The following is a 14,891-nucleotide window of genomic DNA, read 5'->3' as shown; positions in this document are numbered from 1 at the left end:
GTTTTCTTGAACCCGGTGATCTCAGCTCAGCTTGACGGCTGTGGCTCCATGCCGCCTTCGGGCTCGGGACCCTTCTTGCGGCGGCCGCCGGACTTCGGCACGGCCGAGCCACGGCTCGGCGGCGTGTCGTCGCCGAGGTCGCGCGAGGGCTTGTTGCCCGCGATCAGCTGCTTGATCTCCTCGCCGGACAGCGTCTCGTATTCGAGCAGGCCCTGCGCCAGCGCGATCCATTCCTTCTTCTTCTTGGTCAGCACGGACTTCGCCGTCGAATAGGCCTCGTCGATCAGGCGGCGCACTTCGCCGTCGATTATCTGCGCGGTCTCTTCCGAGATGTTCTGCGTGCGCGCCACCGAATGGCCGAGGAACACTTCCTCCTGGTTGTCGCCATAGGCGACATGGCCGAGCTTGTCGGAGAAGCCCCAGCGCGTGACCATGGCGCGCGCCAGCTTGGTCGCCTGCTCGATGTCGGAGGAAGCACCGGACGTGATGTTCTCCTTGCCGAACTTGAACTCCTCGGCGACGCGGCCGCCCATCATGATGGCGAGGCGCGAGACCATGTATTTGTAACTCATGGAGTAGCGGTCACCTTCCGGCAACTGCATGACCATGCCGAGTGCGCGGCCGCGCGGGATGATGGTCGCCTTGTGCAGCGGATCGGCCGACGGCACGTTGAGCGCCAGGATGGCGTGTCCGGCCTCGTGATAGGCGGTCAGTTCCTTCTCGGCCTGGGTCATGGCCGACGAGCGGCGCTCGGCGCCCATCATGATCTTGTCCTTGGCGTCCTCGAACTCGGCCATGGTGACGAGGCGCTTGTTGCGCCGCGCCGCCATCAGCGCGGATTCGTTGACTAGGTTCATCAGGTCTGCGCCGGAGAATCCGGGCGTACCACGAGCGACGACCTTGAGGTCGACATTGGGCGCCAGCGGCACGTTGCGCACATGCACCTTGAGGATCTTCTCACGGCCGACGATGTCTGGGTTCGGCACCACCACCTGGCGGTCGAAACGGCCTGGACGCAGCAACGCCGGATCGAGCACGTCGGGCCGGTTGGTGGCGGCGATCAGGATGATGCTTTCGTTGGACTCGAAGCCGTCCATCTCGACCAGCAACTGGTTCAGCGTCTGCTCGCGCTCGTCATTGCCGCCGCCGAGGCCGGCACCGCGATGGCGGCCGACGGCGTCGATTTCGTCGATGAAGATGATGCAGGGCGCATTCTTCTTGGCCTGGTCGAACATGTCGCGGACACGGGATGCGCCAACGCCGACGAACATCTCGACGAAATCCGAACCCGAAATGGTGAAGAACGGCACGTTGGCTTCACCAGCGACCGAGCGGGCAAGCAGCGTCTTGCCGGTGCCGGGAGGGCCGACCAGCAGCACGCCGCGCGGAATCTTGCCGCCGAGGCGCTGGAACTTCTGCGGATCGCGCAGGAATTCGACGATCTCCTCGAGGTCTTCCTTGGCTTCGTCGACGCCGGCGACGTCCTGGAAGGTGACGCGGCCATGCGCCTCGGTAAGCAGCTTGGCCTTCGACTTGCCGAAGCCCATGGCGCGCCCGGAGCCGGACTGCATCTGGCGCATGAAGAAAATCCACACGCCGAGGATGAGGATCATCGGCAGCCACGAGATTAGATAGCCGAACAGCGAATTGGAGCCGTCGGTCTCGGGCCGCGCATTGATGGTGACGTTCTTGTCCTGCAGCCGCGAGACCAGTTGGGGATCGCCGGGCGAATAGGTTTGGAAGCCGCTGGAATTGTCGGTGTAGGTGCCGGTGATGCGGGCGCCCGCGATGGTCACCGTCTTGACCCGGCCGGCCGCGACATCCTGCAGGAACTGCGAATAAGGCACATCGCTCGAAGCCCCGCGCGTCTGCGGCGTCTGGAACAGATTGAAGAGGGCGATGAGCAGGACCGCTATGATCGCCCAGAGCGCGAGGTTGCGATAGTTCGGATTCATCAATTGTCCCGTTGGCGTCCGCGAGCGGACAGCATCATGAGAGGAAACTTGGGCCTAACATAGGGAGACCGTACCCCCTTGCCAAGCAGAACAGCATGTCTGGGTTAAGCTTTCGGCTAGCATCAACCGACACTGTGACCACGCAATGGCAAGGCGGGAAGCGGCGCCGCGCCGATCAACTCGGCGACGGCGCGCGCCGGGGCTAGGTCGAAGGACGGCAGGAAACGGGCAAAGGGAGCAACGACCGCCGAGGCCGCGAACCCTTGCGATGTCGGCCTATCAGGCTCCGGACCCACCTTCTCGACGGGTTGCGGCCATCCTGGTTCCGCCGCCAAGGCCGCACGCAGCAGGCTTGGCGGGGTTTCGCCCCCGCCTACAGCCAGCCGCTTCGCCGCCATTGCCCCGAATGGCGCGATCAACAATGCGCCGCCGGCGTCGTTCAATGTGATTTGGCGGCGCCCGTCCCAGATGGCGCCGTCGATCGTTACCGCCGCTGCCGGCAAGCCGCGCATCTCCCGACGCAGGAAGATGCCGGCGCGCCGGAAGTCGATCACTGTCCGCGACAATGTGGCGCAAAGAAATCCGGCTTTCAGCCGGGCGAACAACGCTTCGCCGCGGGCCTGGTCCGGAAGGAAGGCAACCCCACCTGACGTCGCCAGGAGAACGCGCAGTGCGTATACGGCCGCCCGATCGGCGCCGGCGCCGAGCAGGGCCGGATCGAGCCGGATGAGGCCCGCCGCCGGCTGGCTGGCAAAGCGCTCGATCAGACGGGCTGCCTCACCGCCAAGCCGCGTCCGGTCGCCGGCCTGCCGCGCGGCCAACGCCAGCGCGTCGTTCATGCGTTGTGCGCCAGCCTCCCCGGCAAGGGCTGCGCGCATGCGGGGCCGCTCGAAGGCTTTATCGGCATTGGTCGGGTCCTCGGCCCAGCCGACTTGTTGGAGCCGCAGGAAGTCGCGTAGCGCATGGCGCCGCACGCCAAGAAGCGGCCGCAAGATCCAGTCGCGCCAGTCATGCAGGGTGGCGGGCGCCATGCCGNTCCAGTCGCGCCAGGCATGCAGGGTGGCGGGCGCCATGCCGGCCAGGCCCCGTCCCTCGCCGCGGGTCGCATCGTTGCGATCGCGCCGCATCAGCACCGTCTCGGCCTGGTCGTCCGCGGTATGCCCGGTCACGATCAGGCCGATCCCTTCCGCCCGGGCGGCGCTGGCCAGCAGCCGGTAGCGCGCCTCGCGCGCCGCCGCCGGCAGGCCGGTCGACGGCTTGGCGCTTGACCAGGCCAGGATGCGGTGGGCGACGCCGCGATCCGCGCAAAGCTTCGCCACGGTCCGCGCCTCATCGGCCGAACCTTGCCGCAAGCCGTGGTCGATCGTGGCCGCGAGCAGCTTCGCGGACGGTGCGGTTTTGTCGAGATGCTGTTTGAGAAGGAGAAGGAGCGCAGTCGAATCGCTGCCCCCGGATACGGCCGCGACGGCGCCGTTGGAAAAATCGATATGCGAAAAGAGTCCAGTCGAAAGATCAGGCCCGGTATCGAGCATCAATCCATGTCGCCAAAAAGCGGTCCCGGCTTTGGGGCTGCGACATCCCTGCGAACGATCAGCACGCAGCCAAGGCCTTCTCCTGCTTGACCCGTTCCTTGAGTGTGCTGGAAATGTCGGGATAGCGCTTGCCGACCTCGCTGAAGGTGGCGCAGGCAACATCGTGCTGCTTGAGGCCGACCAGCGACACGCCCAGCTTCAACAGCATGTCGGGCGCCTTCTTGGCTTTGGGATAGTCCTTGCTGGCGGCGAGGAACACTTCCGCCGCATCGCGGTATTTCTGCTGGCCAAGCAGCGATTCCCCCAGCCAGTAATGCGCGTCCGCCGCCTTGGCGTCCTTGGGGAAGCGCGAGATATGATCCCGGAAACCCTGTTCGGCGGTGCCGTAGTCACCCGACAGGATGAACTGGTAGGAGTTGCGATAAAGCTCTTCGGGATTGTTGGTCGCGGGCAGCGCCGCGACCACCGTGCCGCCGGACTTGCCGGCCTTGGCCGGCGCGCTGGCGGCTGGTGCCGTGTCCTGTGCCGGCGCGGTCGCCTGCGTGCTGCCGCCGGCATCGATCACATTGCCGTTCTTGTCGACAGTGATGGATCCAAAGGTCTTTTCGGGCGCTCCCTTGCCGGGGATCACCTTGCCGGGGTCACCGTCGGGCGATTCGACGATGACGTCCTCGACCGTCTTGCCGCCTGTGGATTGATCGCCGCCCGGCGCGGCGCCGGCATCGGCCGGCGCCTGGGTTGCCGGGGCCGAGGCCACGTCGGTGTTGGTCCCGGTGGTGGCGTCTGATTTCTTCTGCGCCGGCGGTTGACCACCTTGCGAGCCGCCTTCTAGCTGCTGGAAGCGGAACTCGTTGTCTTCCTGCTGTTTGCGGATCTGCTCCTGCATCTGCAGGATCTGGAAATTGAGTTCCTCGACCTTGCCGGTCAGCTGCCGCAATTGGTCCTCGAGCCCGGTCACGCCGGCGCCGCTCGACTGGGCGAGCTGGACCTGATCCTGCTTTTTCTTCTCGCCGAAAAGGCTGGGCAACTCGAGTGTCGGCAGATGGAAGGAAAAGCCGGGCTCGGCTGATTGCCCTGTACCGCTCGCCGAAGCGGTTAGGCCTGATAGGAGCAGCAGCGCAAGCGTGCCGCTCAGAACCGATCTCAAATGCATGTGTCTCTCGCCGTCCAATCGTTAGCTTGTTCGCGCCTTCCAATCGATGTGAGACCAGCCAAGCGCCCTCGGCTCATAGCAGGACGCGAGACTTCGGCCAAATTTTGTTTCGGGCGTCAGGATATGAAAAAGGCGGCCCGAGGGCCGCCTTTCGCAAAGAGGTGTTGTATTTTTGCCATCTGTGCCGTGCGCGCCTTTCGGCGCGCGACGGCTCAGGAGCCAGCGCCGCTGAGCGTGGTGACGGCGCGGCGGTTCTGCGACCAGCAGGAGATGTCGTCGCATACGGCGACCGGACGTTCCTTGCCGTACGAAATCGTCTTGAGACGGCTCGCCGAAACGCCCTTGGAAACCAGGAAGTCCCGCGTGGCGGCGGCACGGCGGGCACCGAGCGCAAGATTGTATTCGCGCGTGCCGCGTTCGTCGGCATGGCCTTCGACGACGATGGCATACTGCTTGTACTGGTTCAGCCACTGTGCCTGGCGCGACAGCGTCGTCTGTGCGTCGGCACGGATCGAGGTCGAGTCCGTATCGAAGAAGATGCGGTCGCCGATGTTGACGGTGAAGTCCTGTGCCGAGCCGGGTGTTGCGGCACCCGCGCCATTGAGGCCAAGGTCAGCAGCGCTGTTCGGGGTCTTCTTCGAAGCGCAACCGGTGATGGCGAGCATCGCCACCAGCGCGATCATGGCCGGGTTTCTGGTCAGTGCTGCGATACGGCCCATGCCGCCTCTCCTTCGTATTCGAGTGATCATGTTTCGAGTGATTTCGTTGATCACCCAGTAACCACGTTTGGGTTAACTGGCATTCAAGAAACACGGTTAAAATTTGGTTTAGGCTGCCCGTCCGCAGCTGTTTTGTCATAGGCCACAGTTGGCGCGGACCCTAGGCGGAAATGCGGCTAAAACGCGACGAAGGCATGGAAAGGGGGCGAAATGGCCCCTTTTCGACGTGTGCGGCAATTCAGCCGACCCTATTCCAGCAGCGGCGACCAGGCCGGATCCGAAGCGAAATTCGTCGTCGGGATCGGCTGCTCGTTGCGGCCGGTGAGATCAACGGAAACCAGTTTCGGGCCGCCGTTGGCGTCGCGGAAGAACATCAGCACGCGGCCATTCGGCGCCCAGGTCGGGCCTTCCTGCTGGAACCCGGACGACAGGATGCGCTCGCCCGAGCCGTCGGTCTTCATGACGCCGATCTGGAATTCGCCGCCGCTCTGCTTGGTGAAAGCGATGAGGTCGCCGCGCGGCGACCACACCGGCGTCGAATAGACGCCGTCGCCGAACGAGATGCGGGTCTGGCCCGATCCGTCGGCGCCCATGACGTAGATCTGCGCGCGACCGCCACGGTCGGAGGTGAACACCACCTTGCTGCCGTCGGGCGAATAGGAGGGCGAGGTGTCGATGGCTGTCGAGTTGGTCAGTCGCGTCGTCGAACGGCTGCGCAGGTCCATGGCGAAGATGTTGGAATTGCCGTCGTCGCGCAGCAGGCTCATGATCACCTTCTGGCCGTCGGGCGAGAAGCGCGGTGCAAACGTCATGCCTGGAAAATTGCCGACCAGTTCGCGCTGCCCCGTCTCGATCTGCAGGAGATAGACCCTGGGCTGGCCGCTCTCATAGGACATGTAAGTGATTTCCTGCCGGTTCGGCGAGAAGCGCGGCGTCAGCACGATCGACCTGCCGTCCGAAAGATAGCGGACGTTGGCGCCGTCCTGGTCCATGATGGCGAGGCGCTTCTTGCGCGCGTTCTTGGCGCCGGACTCGTCGATGAACACGACGCGCGTGTCGAAATAGCCCTTCTCGCCGGTCAGCCGCTCATAGATGGCGTCGGCGATGATGTGGGCGACGCGGCGCTGATTGGCGTCGTTGGCGAAGAACTGCTCACCGGCCATCTGCTGGCCCGCGAATGTGTCCCACAGCCGGTACTGGGCGCGGATGCGGCCGTCTGCTTCCTTGCTGACGCTGCCGGTGACCAGAGCCTGCGCATTGATCACCTTCCAGTCGTCGAAGCGGGGGGTTGCGTCCGGATTGGCGATCTTCTCGATGAAGGCGCTCTTGTCGATCGGCGCGAACAGGCCGGAGCGCTTCAAATCGGCGGTGACGATCTGGGAAATCTGGGCGCCAAGTGCGTCGCCGCCCTGAAAATCGGTGATGGCGATCGGCAGCGGCTCGACATTGCCCTTGTTGACGTTGAGCTCGACGAGCGCCAGCGCCGGCAGCGTGCCGGCAGCGGTCATGCCCATCGCCATGGCTGCGATCATCAGGAGCGGCTTGAGGATTGATTTCATGTCTTCTCGCTTCTCATACTGATTTTTGGATGACAGGGCCTTAGAGGCCGAGCATCTCCCTTGGATCGAAGGTGACCCGGATGTCGTTCCAGATGTCCTGCTTGCCGGCGGGAACCTGCAGGCCGGCCATGTCGCATTTCTGAACCGCGCGCACCGCGCTCTCGTCGAACTGCCTGTTGCCGCTCGATGTTTCAACGGACGGACGGCCGTCGAGCTTGCCGGAGTTGTTCAGGTTGAAACGGACGACGACGACGAAATTCTCCGAACCTTCAAGCCCGGCCGGCAAGGTCCAGCAACCGCCGAGCTGGCTTTCCAGGGCACCCTGCTCCGACTTCGACAGCTTTTGGCCCTGATCCTTGTCGCCGCCGAGCGACGCTTGCTGCGTCGAGCGCTTGGCGCCGCCGCCGGACGGCTTCTGCTTGTCCAGGAGGGCGGAAATCTCATTGGCGTTGAACTGCTTGTCGTCCGACTTTGGCTTGGACGAGGCTTCCTTGACTGGCTTGTCGGCATCCTTGCGTTCCGGCGCCTTGGCGCTTTCGGCCTGTGCCGGCTGCGGCTTCGGCCGGGCCTCGGGCGCGGGCGCCGAATTCGGCAACTGCGTCTCCTCGGTGGGCGGGTCCTTGGCTATGGCCTCGGCGACGGCGTCCGGCTTGACCTCGGGCGTCGGATCGATGGCGGCGGTCTTGTCCTGCGGCGGCGGTGTCGGCGCGGGCTTTGCCGGAGTCGGCTTGGGCTCGGTCTGCTTGACCGGCTCGGGCTTGACCTCTTCCTTGGGCGTCGGCGCTGGCGCCACTTCCGTCGCCGGAATGGGCTTGGGCTTTTCCTGCGGCTTCGGCACGTCCTCGGTCTTCGGGATCTCCTTCGGGGTCGGCGCTGGCGCCGGAGCCGAGGTCGTGTCGACGGGTTTCGGCTTGGCTTCAGGCGTTATCGGCTTGTCGGTATCGACGCTGTTTTCGCCGACCTTCTGCGCATTCGGCACGATATCGGGACGCTGCGTCGACAACGGCGCCGGCTTTTCATGCATGACGGCCTTCTTGTCGCCCTGCAGCGTCTGCGCAATTGATTCCATCGGCACGATATCGACCGCGACCGACTCGACATCAGCGGACGGAAGCGCGGCAGGCGCCGACAGCGTGAACAGGCCGAAGGCCAGCACCGCCGTATGCAAGATCACCGATGTGGTGAGGCCGGTCCTCATCGTGCGTCTATTGATCCTGTTCCTGCAGTGAAACCAGGCCGATGTTCTTGTAGCCAGCGGCCGAAATGCGGGCCATCACCTTCATCGCCGTGCCGTAGTCGGTCGACTTGTCGCCGCGGATGAAGATGCGCTCTTCATAGCCGGTCTTCGAGATCGCCTGCAGCTTGGCCACCAGCTCCTCGATCGGGATCTCGGTTTCCTGCAGGAAGATCTTGCCGGTCGCGTCGATCGAGACGGTGATCGGCTGAGTGTCGGCATTCATCGCCTTGGCCTGCGTGTCGGGCAGGTCGATCGGCACGCCGACCGTCAGCATCGGTGCCGCGACCATGAAGATGATCAGGAGCACCAGCATGACGTCGACCATCGGCGTCACGTTGATCTCCGACATCAGTGCATGGTGGCGCCCACGCCGTCTATGACCTCGGCCGCCACGTCCACCACCTGCGCCTACAGACATTCCCATGATCGTCCCTCAGGCCTTCGGCGCGACTTTTTCATCGATTTGGCGCGAGAGTATGGCGGAGAACTCGTCGGAGAACCCTTCCATGCGCACGGCAATCTTGCTCGCATCCGATGACAGCTTGTTATAGGCGATGACCGCCGGGATAGCGGCGAGCAGGCCGATGGCTGTCGCCAGCAGCGCCTCGGCGATACCGGGCGCAACCACCGCGAGGCTGGTGTTCTTGGAGCCGGCAATGGCCTGGAAGGAGGTCATGATACCGATGACCGTGCCGAACAGGCCGATGAAGGGGGCGGCCGAACCGGTGGTGGCGAGGAAGCCGAGGCGCCCCTCCAGCTTCTCCATCTCGCGGGTCAGCGCCAGGTCCATGGCCTTGTCGATGCGGGTCTGCAGCCCGAGCGGCGTCTTGGCGCCCTTCTCGAAGCTCTTCTTCCACTCGCGCATCGCCGCGACGAAAATGGCGCCCATGCCTGTCGTCTTGCGGTCGGCGAGCGTGCGGTAAAGTTCTTCCAGCGACTGTCCGGACCAGAACACCTGCTCGAAGCGATTCAGCGCCAGCCGCATGCGGCCATAGGCAACCAGCTTGTCGACGATGATCGCCCATGTCCACACCGAAGCGCAGAGCAGCCCGATCATGACCAGCTTGACCACCCAGCTGGCCTGCATGAACAAGGCCCAAATCGACAATTGCGCGCCCGGTTCGGCGAGTGCGATATTTTCCATCGTTACGTCCTTAAGATTTCCGGGCGAAGCTGGCGGCTGGCCCATGGCATCCCTTGTGGTCGGTTCGCACGAAGCTACCGGACACCCCAAACCGTGCCGTTAGCGGCCTTTTCGGGGCAAATATTGGTGAAAGGAAGGCGCTGGATAACGCCAATCTTCACCAATCTCTTCATGAACCGTTATGGTTAAGGATGGGTTAGTCCATAAGGCGCGGCGCATTGCCGCGCCCCAGCGGCGCCGCCGGCGAAGTCAGCACGCGATCCGTCCAATCAGTCTTGGGGAAAGACCTTGGGCATGAACGCCGCCACCCATTCCCTGGGAAAACGCCTCGGCCGGCCGTTCTCGCCGATGATCGCCGCCTCGACCTTGGCCTCGACCAGCACCTCGTCGCCGCGCTTGAGCTGCTGTGCCATGAAGAGACGCGCGCCGGAAATGGTCTCGGTGCGGGTATCGACGGTCAGGATGTCATCGATACGGGCGGGGATGCGGAAGTCGATCTCCATGCGGCGCACCACCCACACGATCTTCTCGCCGTGCTTGCCGTCGGCGAGTTCGGTGTGATGCACGCCGGTGAGCCTGAGATAGTCGGAGCGGCCGCGCTCGAGGAATTCGAGATAGCGCGCGTGATAGACGACGCCCGAGAAATCGGTATCGGCATAATAGACCCGCGCCATCAGCCGGTGGCCGAACTCGGTCAGCGCACCGGAAAGCCCGGCCAGCAATGCCGCGGATTCACCATGATCGCCCATTGCGCTTCCCTTTTGGATGCCGACGCGGCAGGTATTTTCTTGGCGCATGAACCCGATGGCACTGTTGACGACGATGATCAAGAGCTTGATGGCGGTCGTGCTGGCGCTGGCCGCTTCTACACTTTCGGGAGAGGCGGCGACCTTCTCCATGAAGCGTGGTCTCAATCTCGACCAGTGGGTCACCTGGCCCGGTGAGGATCAGTGGGATGATGCCAAGGCCATCCTGCCCTACCCGGAATGGCGCCAATTCCTCAACGAGGACGACCTCAAGGCGCTGAAGGATGCCGGCTTCGATTTCCTGCGCATGCCGGTCGATCCGTCGCCTTTCCTCTCGGACAAGACAACGGACCTTCGTGACCAACTCTATGCCAGCGTGCTGGACTCGGCGCGCATGATCAATCGCGCCGGGCTGAAGGTCATCGTCGACATGCACCTGATTCCGGCCGGCGGCGGCCGCAAGATCGGCATGGGCGAGGTGATGGACGGCCCCGCGACCTTCGACCGCTATGTCGAGGTGGTTCGCGGCATGGCGCGCAAGCTGGCCGCCGAAGATCCCGAAAAGGTCGCTTTCGAGCCGATGAACGAGCCGATCGTCGATTGCGACAGCGACGGCACCAGCCTGTGGCCCGACCGCCAGCGCAAGCTGTTCGCGGCGGCGCGCGCCTCGGCGACGAAACTGACGCTGGTCCTGACCGGAGCTTGCTATTCCGCTGCTTCGTCTCTGGAAAAGATCGACCCGAAGACGATCCCCGACGACAACGTCATCTGGACCTTCCACTCCTACGACCCGTTCCTGCTCACCCATCAGGGCGCGACCTGGGCCGGCGACTTCATTCCCTATGTGACCGGCCTTCCCTATCCTTTGACCGCTGTGCCGAAGGCGCAGCTTGATGTGACGCTGGACACCATCCGCGCCCGGATCAAGGCCGAGGCGCCGTGGACACGTCAGAATGGCCTGCTTGCCTATCTCGACGAGCAGGTCGCCAGCATGGACAGCGCCGACAAGCTGCTTGGCTTGATGGATGCGCCGTTCAAGGCTGTCGAAGCTTGGGCGAAGGCCAACGGCATCAAGCCGGAAGACATCACGCTGGGCGAGTTCGGCATGATCCGCCAGGAGTATGGCAATGCCTATGTGATGCCGGCCGAATATCGGGCCGCCTATGTCAGGGACATGATCGCTCGGGCCGAAGCGCATGGCTTCTCATGGTCGGTGTGGAGCTATGGCGGGGCTTTCGGCGTCGTCGGCGCGTTCAATGGCGACAAGGCCGAGCCTGACGTGCTGGACGCAATCCGAAGCCTGCCCTGACGCGCTGGTCAGCCGAGGTCGATCTGCAGGATTTCCGGACGCATTCCGAAACGGATCGGCAAATTGCTGAAGCCAAGCCCGCCCGAGACGATCAGGTTGCGGTCGTTCTCGACGACATGGCCATAGGCGTAGCGGTTGCCGAACTGGGACGGCACGATCGGCGAATAGCCGAACAGGCGCACCTGCCCGCCATGGGTGTGTCCCGATAGCGTCAGCGACACACGCCACGGCACTTTTGGAAAAATGTCCGGTTCGTGCGCCAGCAGGATGACGGGCGCGGCGTCGCTGATTTTGGCCAGCGTGCCGTCGAGATCATCCAATCCCCTGGGAGGCTCGTGCTTCTTTTTCGGCAACAGCGCCAACTGATCGGCGAGGCCGGCGATCCAGACGCCATGTCCGTCCTTTTCCAGACGCACGGCGTCGTTCTCCAGCACCGTGATGCCGGCTTTCTCCAGTGCCTTGCGCGCGATCGTCGGGCCGACTTCGGCACGCTGCGCGAAGCCGTCGGCCCACCAGTCGTGATTGCCAAGGATCGACAGCACGCCGAGCGGCGCCTTGAGGCCCGACAGGGCGCCAGCCCATTCCGGCGGCGTCACCCTTTGCGACACCAGGCGCATGCCGGCTATGTAGTCGCCGAGTAGCACGATCAGGTCCGGCTTAAGGGCATTCGCCTCTTCGGCAAGCGAAGCGATCCGCTCCGGCGTCATCCACGGCCGGCAGGCATGGATGTCGGCCAGCGCGACGACCCGCAGCTTCAATCCGGCCGGCCAATGCGGTGGCGTCAGCGCATAGCGCTTCACATGCGTCAGCAGCATCGGCTCGATGCCGACGGCGTAGGCGCTGAAGGAGGCGACCGACAGGAACGACCCGCCGATAAAGCGCAGGAACCCGCGTCTGGTTATCATCAAGTGGCTCCGGCACCTCACTTCGGCATGCGCTGCTACATGTCACCCAAAAGCGATCTCGGTCGGGAGGAGGACATGCAGGGATGCAGCGCACCCGATACAATCCAGCAATACGCCGGTAAACCGGCGAAGATGAGGAGAATTTGCGCAGGCCCGTTCACTGATGCTTGATCGCTGGTCCGGGAAACCCGCGCCCGATCGCTTGCGTGGCTATTCTTCCTGGAACAGATTGATCTGCTGCTGCGCCAGATCTTTCGGCGCATCGAGGCCGAGATGGCGCCAGGCATTGGCGGTCAGCACGCGCCCGCGCGGCGTACGCTGGATAAATCCCTGCTGGATCAGATAGGGCTCGATGATGTCCTCGATGGCATCGCGCGGCTCGGACAGGCCGGCGGCGATGGTCTCGATGCCGACCGGACCGCCGCCGAAATTCCGGACGATCATGCTGAGATACCGGCGGTCGAGGGCGTCGAGGCCGAGCGCGTCGACTTCGAGCCGGGTCAAGGCCTCGTCGGCGATCAGGCGGTCGACATGGCCGTCGCCGGCGACCGAGGCGAAATCGCGCACGCGCCGCAGCAACCGGCCGGCAATGCGCGGCGTGCCGCGCGCGCGCCGTGCGATTTCCAGCGCACCGTCGTCGCCGAGTGGCATCTGCAGGATGCGCGCGCCGCGCCGGACGATCTGCTCCAACTCCTCGACGGTGTAGAAATTGAGCCGCACCGGGATGCCGAAGCGGTCGCGCAACGGATTGGTAAGCAGGCCGAGCCGCGTGGTGGCGGCGACCAGCGTGAAGCGCGCCAGGTCGATCTTCACCGAACGCGCCGCCGGTCCCTCGCCGATGATCAGGTCGAGCTGGAAATCCTCCATCGCCGGATAGAGGATTTCCTCCACGGCCGGGTTGAGCCTGTGGATTTCGTCGATGAACAGCACGTCGCCTTCTTCGAGATTGGTAAGCAATGCCGCGAGATCGCCGGCCTTGGCGATGACCGGACCCGAGGTCGAGCGGAAATTGACACCGAGTTCGCGCGCCATGATCTGCGCCAGCGTCGTCTTGCCCAGCCCCGGCGGTCCGACGAACAGCACATGGTCGAGCGCTTCCTTGCGGCCCTTGGCTGCCTCTATGAAGACTTTGAGATTGGCCCGCACCGCCGCCTGGCCGACGAAATCGTCAAGTGTTTGCGGCCGCAAGGTCTGCTCGGCATCCTCGCCGCGCTTTTCCGGTGCAATGAGGCGGGGGGAAAGGCTCATGCGAGCAATTCCATACCGGCAATGGATCTGGCGGCCCGCTGATCGAACGTAACTGTATGGGCGCAACCGAGATTTCGATTGTGCTCGGAGATCAGCGCATCGGCGAAATCCACGTGCGGCAAATTCGATCTTTCGAGCGCAATTACGATGGCATCGAAATCCTCAAAGACCAACGTCCTGATCTTTAGCAGTCGCTGGATTGCAGTCAGCACCTGTTCTTTAGGCAGCCTGTAGCGCGAACTCAGCGACCAGCTGAATTCGACTAGCACGATCAGGCTCACAAAGCCGGACTTGTCCTCTTTGAGGCTTTCGCCGAATGCGAGAGCCTTTGCGCGTTGCTCTGCATCGTCGTTCAGCACCATTCGAAGCAGAACGTTCGTATCAATGCCTATCGACGTCACGCGTCGCCCTCTTTCCCGCTCCGCAGCTTGTCTCCGAAAACATGCCGGCCAACGGCATCCTGCACCGCGGCGTCGATTTCCTCCAGCGAAGCTGGGCCACCGGGCGGATCTCCCAGAAATCCGGCGAGGTCGGCGAATTCGAGATTGCGAGGCGTCCCAATCAAATTGCCGTCGACGACCGTCCAGGCGATCATATCACCTGTTTTCAGTGACAACGCGTCCCGCACATCCTTTGGTATTGTGAGCTGGCCTTTCGAGGTCAGACTAGCATAAGCGCCCATTTTCTTACTTTCCGAGAAATTTTCTGCCGATCACAAGATAGTCGGAACTTTCTTTTCCAACAACCATATCACCGTGCCAGTTCCTTCAGCCCAAAACGGATCAGTTTGGACGCGTCGGCGCCCTCGCCCGCCGTCTTCAGCGCTGCCGACACCGCGTTGGCGGCGGTGTCGCGGGAATAGCCGAGATTGACCAGTGCCGAGACTGCGTCGGTGATCGGCGCGGGCGCTACGCCTTCGCCGAGTTCCTGCTTGAGCCCAATGGTGCCGGTGGCGGCGCCCGCATAGGCAGGCGCCTTGTTCTTCAACTCGGTGACGATGCGCTCGGCCACCTTCTTGCCGACGCCGGGCGCGCGGGAAACCATGGCGATGTCGCGCAGTGCAATGGCATTTGCAAGATCAGCCGGCGCCAGCGTCGACAAGATGGCCAGCGCCACCTTGGCGCCGACTCCCGGCACATTGTTCATCAGCAACCGAAACCATTCGCGCTCGAGCCGCGACTGGAAACCATAGAGCCGGATCATGTCCTCTCGCACATAGGTCTCGATGAACAGCACCACCGCTTCGCCGGGCGAAGGCAGCGCGGCAAGCGTGCGGGTCGAGCAGTACGCGACGTAGCCGACGCCGTGGATATCGACGAGACAATGGTCTTCGTCGACCTCGTCGAGCGTACCCTTGAGCTTGCCGATCATTCGCCGCGGCCCC

The 14,891-nt window shown here is 63.7% G+C and carries 15 protein-coding genes; 1 reads left to right on the top strand and 14 read right to left on the bottom strand.

The window, feature by feature from the left end; translation table 11 throughout:
* Window positions 1-26: 26 nt before the first annotated feature.
* The 9 genes from ftsH to ybgC form a co-directional block, all read right to left on the bottom strand.
* A complete protein-coding gene (gene ftsH, locus X739_RS149975; protein WP_023775386.1) occupies window positions 27-1,955 on the bottom strand; it encodes an ATP-dependent zinc metalloprotease FtsH in 1,929 nt (642 codons plus the stop codon).
* A gap of 122 nt (window positions 1,956-2,077) precedes the next feature.
* Window positions 2,078-3,487 carry a tRNA lysidine(34) synthetase TilS gene (gene tilS, locus X739_RS149980; RefSeq protein ID WP_023794866.1) on the bottom strand — a complete coding sequence of 470 codons (1,410 nt, stop codon included), beginning with the start codon at window positions 3,485-3,487 and terminating at the stop codon, window positions 2,078-2,080.
* A gap of 58 nt (window positions 3,488-3,545) precedes the next feature.
* Entirely contained in the window at window positions 3,546-4,640 is a 1,095-nt protein-coding gene (gene ybgF / locus X739_RS149985) for a tol-pal system protein YbgF (protein WP_023771670.1), read from the bottom strand.
* Between the two features lie 212 nt (window positions 4,641-4,852).
* Complete coding sequence (gene pal, locus X739_RS149990) at window positions 4,853-5,359, bottom strand: peptidoglycan-associated lipoprotein Pal (RefSeq protein ID WP_015315272.1); 507 nt, start codon at window positions 5,357-5,359, stop codon at window positions 4,853-4,855.
* A gap of 248 nt (window positions 5,360-5,607) precedes the next feature.
* The gene (gene tolB / locus X739_RS149995; protein WP_023771672.1) at window positions 5,608-6,918 is read right to left on the bottom strand and encodes a Tol-Pal system beta propeller repeat protein TolB; all 1,311 of its coding nucleotides are present in this window, start codon (window positions 6,916-6,918) and stop codon (window positions 5,608-5,610) included.
* A gap of 40 nt (window positions 6,919-6,958) precedes the next feature.
* Window positions 6,959-8,116 carry a TonB family protein gene (locus X739_RS150000; protein ID WP_023794865.1) on the bottom strand — a complete coding sequence of 386 codons (1,158 nt, stop codon included), beginning with the start codon at window positions 8,114-8,116 and terminating at the stop codon, window positions 6,959-6,961.
* Between the two features lie 7 nt (window positions 8,117-8,123).
* Complete coding sequence (gene tolR, locus X739_RS150005) at window positions 8,124-8,579, bottom strand: protein TolR (protein WP_023784270.1); 456 nt, start codon at window positions 8,577-8,579, stop codon at window positions 8,124-8,126.
* A 9-nt stretch (window positions 8,580-8,588) separates the two neighbouring features.
* On the bottom strand, window positions 8,589-9,299 hold the full coding sequence (gene tolQ, locus X739_RS150010) for a protein TolQ (protein WP_023771675.1): 711 nt from the start codon (window positions 9,297-9,299) through the stop codon (window positions 8,589-8,591).
* Window positions 9,300-9,568: 269 nt separating this feature from the next.
* Window positions 9,569-10,048, bottom strand: coding sequence for a tol-pal system-associated acyl-CoA thioesterase (gene ybgC, locus X739_RS150015; RefSeq protein WP_023794864.1), 480 nt, complete (start codon window positions 10,046-10,048; stop codon window positions 9,569-9,571).
* Window positions 10,049-10,103: 55 nt separating this feature from the next.
* Between ybgC and X739_RS150020 the strand changes: the two genes are divergently transcribed.
* Entirely contained in the window at window positions 10,104-11,354 is a 1,251-nt protein-coding gene (locus tag X739_RS150020; RefSeq protein WP_023794863.1) for a cellulase family glycosylhydrolase, read from the top strand.
* Between the two features lie 8 nt (window positions 11,355-11,362).
* On the opposite strand, the gene X739_RS150025 is transcribed toward X739_RS150020, so the two are convergent.
* From X739_RS150025 to ruvA, 5 genes are all read right to left on the bottom strand, one after another.
* Window positions 11,363-12,259 (bottom strand): metallophosphoesterase, encoded by an 897-nt coding sequence (locus X739_RS150025; RefSeq protein WP_023771678.1) that lies wholly within the window; start codon window positions 12,257-12,259, stop codon window positions 11,363-11,365.
* Between the two features lie 210 nt (window positions 12,260-12,469).
* The gene (gene ruvB / locus X739_RS150030; protein ID WP_023794862.1) at window positions 12,470-13,507 is read right to left on the bottom strand and encodes a Holliday junction branch migration DNA helicase RuvB; all 1,038 of its coding nucleotides are present in this window, start codon (window positions 13,505-13,507) and stop codon (window positions 12,470-12,472) included.
* Complete coding sequence (locus X739_RS150035; RefSeq protein WP_032924243.1) at window positions 13,504-13,908, bottom strand: type II toxin-antitoxin system VapC family toxin; 405 nt, start codon at window positions 13,906-13,908, stop codon at window positions 13,504-13,506. Before X739_RS150035 ends, ruvB begins: the two co-directional genes overlap by 4 nt.
* Window positions 13,905-14,189, bottom strand: a complete 285-nt coding sequence (locus X739_RS150040) for an AbrB/MazE/SpoVT family DNA-binding domain-containing protein (RefSeq protein ID WP_023794860.1) — start codon at window positions 14,187-14,189, stop codon at window positions 13,905-13,907. The genes X739_RS150035 and X739_RS150040 overlap by 4 nt, the downstream gene beginning before the upstream one ends.
* A 68-nt stretch (window positions 14,190-14,257) precedes the next feature.
* On the bottom strand, window positions 14,258-14,878 hold the full coding sequence (ruvA, locus tag X739_RS150045) for a Holliday junction branch migration protein RuvA (RefSeq protein WP_023794859.1): 621 nt from the start codon (window positions 14,876-14,878) through the stop codon (window positions 14,258-14,260).
* Window positions 14,879-14,891: the final 13 nt, after the last annotated feature.

Source organism: Mesorhizobium sp. LNHC209A00, assembly GCF_000502915.1.
Taxonomy (GTDB): domain Bacteria; phylum Pseudomonadota; class Alphaproteobacteria; order Rhizobiales; family Rhizobiaceae; genus Mesorhizobium.
The sequence above is the reverse complement of the archived record's forward strand: the minus strand, read 5'-3'. Positions and strand labels throughout refer to the sequence as shown.